Annotated in this window: 11 protein-coding genes; 3 read left to right on the forward strand and 8 right to left on the reverse strand. The window is 66.5% G+C overall.

Annotation, left to right across the window (positions count from 1 at the left end):
- Positions 1 to 3 precede the first annotated feature (3 nt).
- Positions 4 to 498 carry a division/cell wall cluster transcriptional repressor MraZ gene (locus O4G76_RS08790; protein ID WP_085894713.1) on the reverse strand — a complete coding sequence of 165 codons (495 nt, stop codon included), beginning with the start codon at positions 496 to 498 and terminating at the stop codon, positions 4 to 6.
- Positions 499 to 1,160: 662 nt separating this feature from the next.
- The gene (locus O4G76_RS08795) at positions 1,161 to 2,264 is read right to left on the reverse strand and encodes an Mrp/NBP35 family ATP-binding protein (protein WP_269396982.1); all 1,104 of its coding nucleotides are present in this window, start codon (positions 2,262 to 2,264) and stop codon (positions 1,161 to 1,163) included.
- 318 nt (positions 2,265 to 2,582) lie between these two features.
- Between O4G76_RS08795 and O4G76_RS08800 the strand changes: the two genes are divergently transcribed.
- Both O4G76_RS08800 and O4G76_RS08805 read left to right on the forward strand, forming a co-directional pair.
- Positions 2,583 to 2,792, forward strand: a complete 210-nt coding sequence (locus O4G76_RS08800) for a DUF1127 domain-containing protein (RefSeq protein ID WP_269396983.1) — start codon at positions 2,583 to 2,585, stop codon at positions 2,790 to 2,792.
- A gap of 810 nt (positions 2,793 to 3,602) precedes the next feature.
- On the forward strand, positions 3,603 to 4,208 hold the full coding sequence (locus tag O4G76_RS08805) for a LysE family translocator (RefSeq protein ID WP_269396984.1): 606 nt from the start codon (positions 3,603 to 3,605) through the stop codon (positions 4,206 to 4,208).
- 68 nt (positions 4,209 to 4,276) lie between these two features.
- On the opposite strand, the gene O4G76_RS08810 is transcribed toward O4G76_RS08805, so the two are convergent.
- The 5 genes from O4G76_RS08810 to mgtE all read right to left on the reverse strand — a co-directional run bounded on the left by O4G76_RS08810 (position 4,277) and on the right by mgtE (position 9,850).
- A complete protein-coding gene (locus O4G76_RS08810) occupies positions 4,277 to 5,026 on the reverse strand; it encodes a YebC/PmpR family DNA-binding transcriptional regulator (protein WP_269396985.1) in 750 nt (249 codons plus the stop codon).
- Positions 5,027 to 5,101: 75 nt separating this feature from the next.
- Positions 5,102 to 6,880 (reverse strand): SLC13 family permease, encoded by a 1,779-nt coding sequence (locus tag O4G76_RS08815; protein ID WP_269396986.1) that lies wholly within the window; start codon positions 6,878 to 6,880, stop codon positions 5,102 to 5,104.
- Between the two features lie 66 nt (positions 6,881 to 6,946).
- Positions 6,947 to 7,762 (reverse strand): TIGR00282 family metallophosphoesterase, encoded by an 816-nt coding sequence (locus tag O4G76_RS08820; protein ID WP_269396987.1) that lies wholly within the window; start codon positions 7,760 to 7,762, stop codon positions 6,947 to 6,949.
- Positions 7,763 to 7,898: 136 nt separating this feature from the next.
- Complete coding sequence (locus tag O4G76_RS08825; protein ID WP_269396988.1) at positions 7,899 to 8,465, reverse strand: 5-formyltetrahydrofolate cyclo-ligase; 567 nt, start codon at positions 8,463 to 8,465, stop codon at positions 7,899 to 7,901.
- Positions 8,462 to 9,850, reverse strand: a complete 1,389-nt coding sequence (gene mgtE, locus O4G76_RS08830) for a magnesium transporter (protein WP_269396989.1) — start codon at positions 9,848 to 9,850, stop codon at positions 8,462 to 8,464. Before mgtE ends, O4G76_RS08825 begins: the two co-directional genes overlap by 4 nt.
- 109 nt (positions 9,851 to 9,959) lie before the next feature.
- On the opposite strand from mgtE, the gene guaD reads away from it, so the two are divergent.
- Positions 9,960 to 11,249 carry a guanine deaminase gene (gene guaD / locus O4G76_RS08835; RefSeq protein ID WP_269396990.1) on the forward strand — a complete coding sequence of 430 codons (1,290 nt, stop codon included), beginning with the start codon at positions 9,960 to 9,962 and terminating at the stop codon, positions 11,247 to 11,249.
- Positions 11,250 to 11,364: 115 nt separating this feature from the next.
- On the opposite strand, the gene hisN is transcribed toward guaD, so the two are convergent.
- Positions 11,365 to 12,177, reverse strand: a complete 813-nt coding sequence (gene hisN, locus O4G76_RS08840; RefSeq protein ID WP_269396991.1) for a histidinol-phosphatase — start codon at positions 12,175 to 12,177, stop codon at positions 11,365 to 11,367.
- Positions 12,178 to 12,239 lie beyond the last annotated feature (62 nt).

Raw genomic sequence — 12,239 nt, forward strand, 5'->3', positions numbered from 1 at the left:
GATTCAGAGCCCTTCCACGAGGCTGAGCGGATCGAAGCCCTCGGGCTGTTCCTCGAGCCAGTCGGTGACCTCCTGGCCCACGGTCTGCTCGAAGGTGTCGGCCTTCCAGATTTCGAAATAGTCGCCGACGCCCATGAACAGAACCTCGCCCTGCTCCAACCCGAGCTTGCGACGCTGGCGGATCGGCATGACGATCCGGCCGTCGCGGTCGACCTCGAGCTTCATCGACTGGCCCAGATAGAGCCGGCTGACCATCTGCTTTTGCTTGGAGCCGGCAGGCATGGCCCGGATCTGGGCCGCGATACGGTCGAACTCCTCGACCGAATAGACCCGCAGGTTGTCCTTAAGATGGTCACCGAACTGCAGGTAAAGCTTGGGAGAAAGTCCCTCGGTCCAATCCGGATCACCGGCTTCGAGCACGCGGCGGAAGTCGGCCGGGATGGACATGCGCCCTTTCCCGTCGATCTTCTGCGGATACTCTCCGGTGAAACCCAGCACGCGTATCGAGACCCTTGCCCATGCCCGCCCAGGTCAGAGACCTCGTGATACGAAAACGGCGGACCGAGCTGCTGCCACTGCTCGATCCGCCGCATCGTCCCGTTTCCGGGATGTCCGATCGCGCGCGCCACCTGGGGGGATGTCTGCTCGCTCGCGCGCCGGATCTCTTGTTAGAAAACAGCGGGTTGCCTGTATGAACCTGCTAATTTTTTGCCGATGGGGTCTTGGTGCCCCTAGTCCGTTTGTCCACCGTTTCCTTGGCCACAGGGATGCCATGGGAATTCATGGGAGGCAACAAATTTCAGGTCTAAAATGCCGGTTCGAGGGACAGTGTTTGCCGCTCGCTTCCCGCGAATGACGCTGATTTCGTCGAAAAACCACACGATCTAGAGATCATGTCGAACTGAATACAAGATATTGTGATCTAAGATTGTGACCTAAAATCCTCGCCTTTCCCAAAGAGCGGCGCGGTTCGCTTAGCAGGATCCCGCGCAGGGATTGGCAAAAAGCCCCGCATTCTCAACAGAGTCGCCTAAGTTGTGGATAAGACCGGGGATAACCTTACCAACCTGCCCGAATCGACAGGCTCGATTCGGATAACGGCCCAGAGGTTCCATGAGTTCCCGGCCCGAGATCCCATGAGATCCCGGACCGGGGCGCGATCAGGCCATGCCACCTGCGATCAGCCCGCGCGCGATCTTGGCATAGGCCTCGGACATGGCCCCTTCACCGGCCGCCACGGGTGTCCCCGCGTCGCCCGCGAGACGCGTGTCGAGATCGATGGGCAAGCTGCCCAACAGAGGCACGCCCAGCCGCTCGGCCTCAAGCCCCACACCACCATGACCGAAGATATGTGCCTCGTGGCCGCATTGCGGGCATATATAGAGAGACATGTTCTCGATCAGGCCCAGCACCGGGGTCTTGAGCGTCTTGAACATGTCGATCGCCTTGCGCGCGTCGAGCAGCGCCACGTCCTGCGGCGTCGACACCACGAGCGCGCCGGTCAGATGCGTGCGCTGGCACAATGTAAGCTGCACGTCGCCGGTGCCGGGCGGCAGGTCGACGATCAGCACGTCGAGCTCGCCCCAGGCCACCTGGCCGATCAACTGCTGCAGCGCCCCCATCAGCATCGGGCCGCGCCAGACCACCGCCTTGTCGGGATCCACCATGAGCCCGATCGACATCATGGTGACGCCATGCGCATGCAGCGGCTCGATGGTCTTGCCGTCCGGCGAGCCGGGGCGCTTGTTCACCCCCATCATGCGGGGCTGCGAGGGGCCATAGATGTCGGCGTCGAGCAACCCCACGCGTCGCCCCTGGCGCGCCAGCGCCACGGCGAGATTCGAGGCGACGGTCGATTTGCCCACCCCGCCCTTGCCGGATCCGACCGCGAGGATGCGGTCGACTCCGGCGACCCGTTGCGGCCCGGTCTGACCGGGGGCCTGCGGCGTCGGATGACGACCGATCTTGAGCGAGGGCGCCTCGCCCTGCGGCGCCTGCCTCGCGGCGGGGCTCGCCGGACCATGCGCCGTCAGCAGAACGCTGACATGGTCGACGCCGGAAAGCGCCGCCACAGCGGCCTCGGCCGCCCGGCGGACCGGCTCCATGCCGCGCGCGGCGTCGGAATCGGGAGCCTCGATGACGAACCGCACATGGCCGCCATCGATTCCAATGGCGCGGACCATGTCGCGCGTCACCAGATCGCCGCCACCGGGCAGCCCGATGCGGCGCAATTCGTCGAGGATTTGGTCACGCGTCACTGTCATCTCGGTTCCGTTTCCTATGTTCCATCAGGGCGCTGCCCGATTGCCGCGCAAGACTCGTGCTTTGCCGCCCAATGCGCAAGCAGCCATGAAAAACCTGACATGACGCTAAGGAAGTCCATGTTTTCATGAAATTTTTACCATGCGCTCGCTGCATAGCAGCATTGCCGTTCCGAGGGATTGTGCATCCGCAGCACGTGGCTATTTTGATCCTCGAAGACGCAATACGGCGCCTTCGACGACCGGTCCCGAGATCTGGGATCGACCAGAACCGAGCAGACCGGCCCGCCGATTGGGCCCCGAATGAAAGAGGTATGCGACATGGCATACACGACCGAAACCCGCAGCGCCGGCCTTGGCCAGCGCATCGCCGCCTTCCGCGCCACTCTGGCCGACCGCGTGGCGAAGAACAAGATCTATCGCTCGACTTATAACGAGCTGCAGGCGCTGACCGATCGCGACCTCGCCGATCTCGGCATCAGCCGCTCGATGATCAAGCGGATCGCGATCGAGGCCGCCGAGGCCAAGTAAAAGTTTCCCAGTTCCCGACCGGTTCCTCCTCCTCCCTGAACCGGTCGCGAGCCGCGGTCCCGCCCCTCCTCCTCCCTGGGTGGCCCGCAACGAGGCGACGGCATCTTCCTCCTCCCTGATGCCGTCGCCTTGAAGAACGACAGAGTTACGGGCCGCCCCCTCCTCCTCCCTGGGGCGTGCACGTAGATCAGACCGGCAGGGTCCTCCTCCTCCCTGACCCAGCCGGTCGCACACCACGGGCGCTTCTCCTCCTCCCTTGGAGCGCACGCGGACCATAGAGCAGCGGGGCTTCCTCCTCCCTGCCCCGTCGCTCGCAGGAATTCACGGATACGGGCCGCCCCCTCCTCCTCCCTGGGGCGCGCACGTAGATCAGACCGGCAGGGTCCTCCTCCTCCCTGACCCAGCCGGTCGCACACCACGGGCGCTTCTCCTCCTCCCTTGGAGCGCACGCGGATCAGAGCGACGGGACCTCCTCCTCCCTGTCCCGTCGCTCGCGAAATTCGAATACGGGCCGTTCCCTCCTCCTCCCTGGAACGGCGCGCATCAGACCGGCGGGGTCCTCCTCCTCCCTGACCCCGCCGGTCGCACAGGATACGGATGCCCTTCCTCCCAACACGGCATTCGTTGCATAGACCGGCCGGGCCCTCCTCCCTGGTTCGTGCCGGTCGACCGAGACGGCAGCGGGTTCTCCTCCTCCTCCCCGAGGATCCGCCGACCGGTACAGACGGCGGCGCCCCTCCTCCTCCCTGGGCGTCGCCGTTTCTCGTTTTGGGCCTTTCCATTTCCGCCCGGCGGTGCAGATTGGCGCGCATGACCGCGCTCTCGCTCCTCCCTGCCCTGATGGGCTTCGCCCTCGTCACCCTGTTCACCCCGGGGCCGAACAACCTGATGCTCATGGCGTCCGGCGCCAATTTCGGCCTGCGCCGCTCGGTGCCGCACATGGCGGGGGTGGCGCTCGGCTTCGCCGCGATGGCGGGGCTCGTCGGGCTGGGGCTGGCGCAGGTGTTCGAGATCTGGCCGGTGCTGACCAGCCTGCTCCGCGTCATCTCGATCGGCTTCCTGCTCTGGCTGGCCTGGAAGATCGCCACGGCCGCCCCGAGATCGGCGGACGCACCCGAGACCGAAGGGCGGCCGCTGACCTTCCTGCAGGCCGCGGCCTTCCAATGGGTCAACCCCAAGGCATGGGCGATGTCGGTGACCGCGACCAGCGCCTATGTGGGGGATGCCGGGCTGTTCGGCGTCGCGCTCGTGGTCGCAGTCTTCGCGGCGATGGGCACGGTTTCGGCCGGGCTCTGGACCGTGTTGGGACAGGGGTTGCGCCGGCTGCTGTCGGACCCGCTGCGGCTGCGGATCTTCAACATCGTCATGGCAGCGCTGCTCGTCGCCACGCTGTGGCCGATCCTCGCGGCGCTGTAACGCGAAACGCCGAAGACCCGTCAAGGTCCCCGGCGCTCGGATCGCTTTGCCACGCAGCCGGCTAGGCCTCAGCCCTCGGCATAGGCCTGCATCACCTCGTCGGAGGCCTCGACATTGGTGGTGACGGTCTGCACGTCGTCGTCATCCTCGAGCGTCTCCACCAGCTTCATCAGCTTGGCGAACTCCTCGGCGTCGAGCGGCGTGCGGTTCTGCGGCTTCCAGATCAGCTTGGTGGTCTCACTCTCGCCGAGCGAGGCCTCGAGCGCCGTCGCCACCTCGTTGAGATCGGTGTCGGCGCAGTAGATCCAGTGGCCGTCCTCGTCGCTCTCGACATCCTCGGCGCCGGCCTCGATCGCGGCCATCATCACCGTGTCGGCATCGCCGACCTCGGCCTTGTAGTGGATTTCGCCCTTGCGATCGAACATGAAGGACACCGAGCCGGTCTCGCCGAGATTGCCGCCGCTCTTGCCGAAGGTCGAGCGCACGTTCGAGGCGGTGCGGTTGCGGTTGTCGGTCATCGCCTCGACGATGACGGCGACGCCGCCGGGACCGTAGCCCTCGTAGCGGATCTCGTCATAGCTCTCGGCGTCGCCGCCCTGCGACTTCTTGATGGCGCGGTCGATCACGTCCTTGGGGACCGAGACCGACTTGGCCTCCTTCACGGCCATGCGCAGGCGCGGATTCTTGTCGGGATCGGGGTCGCCCATCTTGGCGGCGACGGTGATCTCCTTGGAGAGCTTCGAGAACAGCTTGGAGCGCGCGGCGTCCTGCCGCCCCTTGCGGTGCTGGATGTTGGCCCATTTGGAATGGCCGGCCATGGCGGGGCTCCTGTCGTGATATGCGAAAGTCCGGGTCTCTATATGCCAGCCCCCGCGAAGGGGGCAAGCGGTCCCTCAAAGCGGGAAGAACAGCGGAATCACCAGCGAGGCGGTCAGCGCGGTCAGCACGTTGAGCGGCACACCGATCTTCAGGAAGTCGGAGAACTTGTAGCCCCCCGGCCCATAGACCAGCGTGTTGGTCTGATAGCCGATCGGCGTCGCGAAAGCGGCCGAGGCGCCGAACATCACCGCCACGATCAACGGCCGCGGATCGACACCCAGCGCCTGCGCCAGGCCGATCGCCACCGGCGTCAGGATCACTGCCACAGCGTTGTTCGACACGATCTCGGTCAGCACGGAGGCCAGCAGATAGACCACCAGCACCAGCGCCCAGCTCGGCAGGTGCATCAGACCGGGTGTCAGCCACTCGACCAGCAGCGATACCGCGCCGGAGTGATCGAGCCCCGCCCCCACCGCCAGCATCCCGAAGATCAGCGCCAGCAAGCGCCCGTCGATGAAGCCGAACGCCTCGTCGGCGTCGATGCAGCGTGTCAGCAGCACCACCGCCACGCCGATGAAGCTCATCACCGCGATGTTGGCGACACCGATTGCCGAGAGGCCGACGATGGCAAAGAGCACGGCGAGCACGATCGGCGCATGGCTGCGGCGATAGGCACGCTCGGTCGGCTGGGCGACGTTGACGAGGTTCATGTCGGTGGCAAGCCGTTGGATGTCGGCCATCGCACCTTCGAGCAGCAGCGTGTCACCGACCCTCACCACCAGATCGTCGATCTGGCGACCGATGTTCTTGTCGCGGCGATGGACCGCAAGGGTATAGACGCCGTAGCGGCGGCGCAGGCGCAGATCGCCGAGCTTGCGGCCCACCATGCGGCAGTCGGGCGTGATCAGCACCTCGACCGTGGTGGTTTCCACCGCCGACACCTGATCGACGCGGCGCAGGCTCTTGTTGGCCTGAAGGGACAGAAGTTCGGTCATCGCGGTTCGCAGCACCACCCGGTCGCCGACCTCGAGCGTGACACCGGTGAGGTTGCGCCGGAGCGAGGCGTCGCCGCGCACCACGTCGATCAGCCGCACGCCTTCGCGCTTGAACAGCTGCACGTCGGTGACCTCGCGGCCGATCAGGTTGCTGTCGGGCGGAATCACCGCCTCGGTGAAGAAGCGCATCTTCGACTTGCCCGAAAGCAGCCCCGCCATGGAATCCCGGTCCGGCAGCAACTTGCGGCCGATCAGCCCCAGATAGGCCACTGCCACACCAGCCATGAGCAGCCCGGCGCCGGTGATCTCGAAGATGCCGAAAGGCTCCATGCCGGCGGCCTGCACCACGCCGTCGACCAGCAGGTTGGTCGAAGTGCCGATCAGCGTCAGCATGCCACCGAAGATGGCAAAGTAGCTCAGCGGGATCAGCAGCTTCGAAGGCTGATGCCCCATCTGCGCCGAAAGCCGCACGAAGATCGGGATCATCACAACCACGATCGGCGTGTTGTTGATGAAGGCCGACATGGCGAGCACGGTGAAGGTGAGCGTGATCAGCGTCGTTCTGGGACGCTTTTCGACATGACGGGCGGCCTGGGCCGAGATCCAGTCGAGCGCACCGGTCCGCACGAGGGCACCCACCACCACGAAAAGCGCGGCGATGGTCCACGGGGCCGGGTTGGCGAAGATGCCGATGGCTGCGGCCTCGGGCAGGATGCCCAGAACGAGCATGGTGATGGCGCCGGTGATCGCCACCACCTCGACGGGATAGATCTCGCGCAGGAACGCCAGGAACATGGCCAGCACGATCAGCATCGCGGCGATCGCTTCGGCCTCGGACGACAGGGAAATGCCGAACATCGTCAAAACCTTCCGGGGCGGCCGAGTGTCACGGCCGGAACTCTACTATGGCCCATGGCCGAAATCTCACGCGGGGCCCGTCTGCGACAAGCGGCCACCCTGTCGCACCATCTCCACCCGCGAGGCGAGGCCGGTGCGGTCGTCGGTCTCGACATAGAGGCCGCACAGGGTGACCTCCTCCATCGCCGGGGTGAAGCGCCCGCCCGGCATGCCGGTGACGAAGCGCCTGAGCGGCTCGTCCTTCTGCATGCCGATGACGCTGTCGTAATCGCCGCACATGCCGGCATCCGACTGGAAGGCGGTGCCACGCGGCAGGATCGTCGCATCCGCCGTGGGCACATGGGTGTGAGTCCCCACCACGATCGAGGCGCGACCGTCGCAGAAATGCCCCACGCCCATCTTCTCGCTCGTCGCCTCGCAATGGATGTCGATCAGACTCGCCGCGACCGCCCCCCCCGGCGGGTGCGCCTTGAGTACCGGCTCCAACGCCGAGAAGGGATCGTCATAGGGGCGGCTCATGAAGACCTGCCCCAGAACCTGCGCCACCAGGACCTTGCGGCCCCGCGTCGCCTCGAACACCCGCGCGCCGGTGCCGGGGGCGGATTTGGAGTAGTTCAGCGGCCGGATGATGCGCGGCTCGGCCTCGCAGAACCGCAGCATGTCCTTCTGGTCGAAGGCGTGATCGCCCAGCGTGATGACATCGGCGCCCGCCTCGAGAAGGCCCTTGGCATGCTCGATCGAGAGACCTCGCCCGCCGGTGGCGTTCTCGCCGTTGACCACCACGAAATCGAGCCGCCAGTCGCGGCGCAGGCCCGGGAGCCGCTCCGCCACGGCCTGCCGGCCACCGCGACCCATCACGTCGCCAAGGAACAATATTCTCATCCCGTCGGTGTTAGGGCGGCCATTTGCAAAGGGCAAGCGAAGCGTCGCCACCATGCGATGTCACGTTGCGATGCCGCGCGAACCGCCCGATCCGCCGGCAGGGGCCGTAACGAAACGCCCGTTCCGCCAGCCCGGCTCAGCCTGGCACGACGATTCCGGTTTCGGTCACGATCAGGTCCAGCGGTTGGTCCGTGGGTTCGACCGGAATCTCCTCCGCCTCCTGCGCGGCGAAGGCGAACCCCACCGCCATGACCGGCCCCGAGGCCCGCAGCCGTTCAAGTGTCCGGTCGTAGAAACCGCCGCCATAGCCGAGCCTGTGCCCGTGCCGGTCGAAGGCCACCAGCGGCACGATGACGATCTCGGGCGTGATCCACTCGCCCGCCACCGGGACATGCGCGCCGAAATGCCCCTCTTCGAGCGCGCAGCCCGGGGTCCATTCGCGAAACCGCAATGGCCGCCCCGCCCCCTCGATCACCGGCACGCCGATGCGTGCATGGGAGGATGCGGCCTCCATGGCGGGCAGCGGGTCGATCTCGCTGCGCATCGGCATGTAGCCCGCGATCGGTCGCGCCGGGTGTTCCAGCAGCCAGCGGGTCAAGTGTTCGGCCTGGGTGCTGGCGGAACGGTGCGCCAGTTCGCGGCGCAGAAACGCCGCCTCGCGCGCGGCCTTCTTGCGAGCCGCAAGGCCAGTGATGCCGCTCACAACAGGATCACCGAGGCGAGGCCGAGGAAGGCGAAGAAGCCCACCACGTCCGTGACCGTGGTCACGAAGGTGCCCGAAGCCAGCGCCGGGTCGATGCCGAAGCGGTCGAGCACGACCGGCACGACCACACCCGACAGCCCCGCCACCACGAGGTTGATCACCATGGCCACGGCGATCACCGCGCCGAGCATCGGCGAGCCGAACCAGACGAGGCCGACGATTCCCATCACCACGGCGAAGGCCAGCCCGTTGATCAGCCCCACCGCCACCTCGCGCCGGATCACCCGCCAGACGTTCGAGGTGGTCAGGTCGCGCGTGGCGATGGCGCGCACCGCGACGGTGAGCGACTGGGTCCCCGCATTGCCGCCCATCGAGGCGACGATCGGCATCAGCACGGCAAGGGCCACGAGACCGGCGATGGTCTCCTCGAACAACGAGATGACCAGCGAGGCGATGATCGCCGTGCCGAGATTCACCGCGAGCCATGGCAGCCGCTGCTTGGTGGTTTCGCGCACCGAATCCGACAATTCGCTCTCGCCGCCGACGCCGGCGAGGCGAAGGATGTCCTCCTCGTGCTCCTCGTCGAGCACGTTCATCGCGTCGTCGATGGTGATCACCCCGACCAGCCGGTCGTCGTCATCGACAACCGGCGCCGAGATCAGGTGATACTGGTTGAAGGCGTAGGCCACCGCACCCTCGTCATCCTCGATATGAAAGGTGCGAAAGCTCTCTTCGGTGATGTCGCGCAGTGGCGTCGAGCGGGGCTTGGACAGGAGCCGCCCGATCTGCACGTAGCCCACGGGCTTCATGCGCGGATCGACCAGCATCACGTGGTAGAACTGATCCGGCAGCGTATCCGAGCGGCGTAGGAAATCGATCGCCTCGCCCACGGTCCAATGTTCGGGCGCGCGCACCACCTCGACCTGCATCAGGCGGCCGGCGGATTCCTCGGGATAGGCCAGCGCCTTTTCGACCGCGATCCGGTCGGTGGCGGCCAGCGCGTCGAGCACGGCGGCCTGCTGATCCTCGTCGAGATACTCGACGAGGTCGACCACGTCATCGGATTCGAGCTCGCGAACCGCCTCGGCCAGCTCCGTCGGCGCGAGCGACTGGATGATCTCCTCGCGAAGGTTGTCGTCGAGTTCCGAGAGGATCTCGCCATCCATCCCGCCCTTCCAAAGGGCCAGCAGCGCGCGGCGATCTCGCGCGTCGATCTGCTCAAGCAGGTCAGCGATATCGGCGGGGTGGAGCGGCGCGAAGATCGTGTCGAGCCGCGCCGCATCGCCGGCCTCGACCGCGTCGAGCACCTCGTCGAAGAGCCGCGCCGGAAGGCCGAAATCGTCCTCGTCGCTGTCCGGCTCGTGGCTTTCGATCTGGTCGTCCATGGCATCTCCCGGTGTTGGCGCGGACCATAATGGATGTTCGCGCAACGGCAACCGGAGCGCAGGGCACCGGCCGATTTACCTGCGCGCGCGCCGCTCCTATCCTTCGCCCATGACACAGACATTGCACCTGGGCCAGACCCTGAACTTCACCGGCGATCCCTTCATCGAAGGCCCCGCCGCCGCCACCCATTCAAGCCGCGGCGCGGTGCTGGTCGAGGGTGGCCGGGTCGTCGCCACCGGCGAGGCCGACGCGCTGCGGGCGCGACATGGCGGCGCGGAGGTGATCGATCACGGCGAGGGGCTGATCCTGCCGGGCTTCGTCGATGCGCATATGCATTACCCCCAGACCGGGATGATCGCGAGCTGGGGCAAGCGGCTGATCGACTGGCTCAACAGCTACACCTTTCCCGAGGAAGGCAAGTTCGCCGACCGCGCCTATGCCGACGAGGTCGCGGGCCGTACGCTCGACCTCGCCATCGCCAACGGCACCACGACGCTCACGAGCTTCTGCACGATCCATCCCGGCAGCGTCGATGCCTTTTTCGAGGCGGCCGAGGCGCGCGGCATGGCAGCCTTCGCGGGCAAGACCTGCATGGACCGCAACGCGCCCGATTTCTTGCGAGACACCGCGCAGAGCGCACATGACGACAGCAAGGCGCTGATCGCGCGCTGGCACGACAAGGGCCGCGCCCGCTATGTCATCACGCCGCGCTTTTCGCCCACCTCGACGCCGGAGCAGCTAGACGCGCTGGGCGCGCTCTGGGCCGAACATCCGTCCTGCCTGATGCAGACGCACCTATCGGAGCAGGTGGACGAGATCGAATGGGTGAAGGGCCTGTACCCGGAGGCGCGCGACTATCTCGACACCTACGAGGCGCATGGCCTCTTGGGCGAACGCGGTCTCTACGGCCACGCCATCCATCTGGAGCCGCGCGAGGCGGACCGCCTGCGCGAGGTCGGGGCCGGGCTCGTGCACTGCCCGACATCGAACACCTTCATCGGCTCGGGCATCTTCGACATGGCCGCGCGGGTGGCCGAGGGGCAGCGGATCGGGCTGGCCTCGGATACGGGTGGCGGCTCGTCCTTCTCGATGCTACGGGTAATGGGCGCCGCCTATGAGCTGGGCCAGCTCAGGCGCAACCCGATCCACCCCGCGCAGCTCCTGTGGCTCGCCACCGAAGGCTCGGCCAAGGTGCTGCATGCCGAAGGCGATATCGGCCGCCTCGCGCCCGGCGCGGCTGCCGACATGATCGTGCTGGATCTCGCCTCGACCCCCGGAATCGCCCAGCGCTCGGCGCTGGCCGCGGACATCTGGGAGGCCCTGTTCCCGACGATCATGATGGGGGACGACCGCGCAATCACCGCTACCTATGTGGCGGGCCAGCGTATGAAGGGCTAGTCCCCGTTTCGGAAAGCTGCGCGTCGAGGCGAGATCACCTTTGCCACGGTGCGCAGCGGCCTGATGACTTTGTTCCTGAAATACGCAAATCCTGCCATTGCCAGCCGCGCGCCGCTCAGCAGGTCTGGCGCAGCAGTTCCAGCGCCTCGGCGTGAATGCCCGCATTGGCGGCCGCAATGACGCGCCCGCCCTCATGCGCCGGGCCGCCCTGCCAGTTGGTGACGACGCCTCCTGCGGCCTCGATCACGGCGATGGGGGCGCATATGTCATAGCTGTTGAGCCCCGCCTCGATCACGAGGTCGACCTGCCCCAGCGCCACCAGCGCATAGGCGTAGCAATCCATGCCATAGCGCGTCAGCCGGGCCTTCCGGCTCACGGCTTCGAAGCCCGCCTGTTCGGCCGGACTGCCGACTTCGGGAAAGGTGGTCATCACGATCGCTTCGGAAAGCGCGCGGGACGCACCCGTCGCAAGACGACTTTCCCCCAGCGGCCCGTCAAGACGCGCGATGCCCAAGCCCCCCTCGAAACGTTCGCCGATATAGGGCTGGTCGATCACTCCGAAAATCGGTCCGTTCTCGTCGCGAACCGAGATCAAAACGCCCCATGTGGGGGTCCCGGCAATATAGGCGCGGGTGCCGTCGATCGGGTCGAGCACCCAGGTCAGCCCGCTGGTTCCGGGTTCGGCGCCGTATTCCTCGCCGAGGATCGCGTCCTCGGGACGTCGCTGTGCCAATACCGCCCGCATCGTGCGTTCGGCCGCGCGGTCGGCCTCGGTGACCGGGTCGAAACCGACCCCGTCGCCGGTCTTGTCATCGACGCCGATGCCCTGCCGGAAGTGGCGCAGCGTCTCGGGCCTCGCGGCATCGGCCAAGGCATGGGCCGTGGCAACGATGTCGCGGATGAGATCGGGTGAGTATGTGCCGGTCATGAAGCGCCCATCCTGCTCGGACGGATCGGCCGCCCGACGGCGGCGGTAGCGCGCGGACGGCG

Source organism: Limimaricola sp. G21655-S1, from assembly GCF_027213785.1.
In the GTDB taxonomy this organism is placed as follows: Bacteria; Pseudomonadota; Alphaproteobacteria; order Rhodobacterales; family Rhodobacteraceae; genus Limimaricola.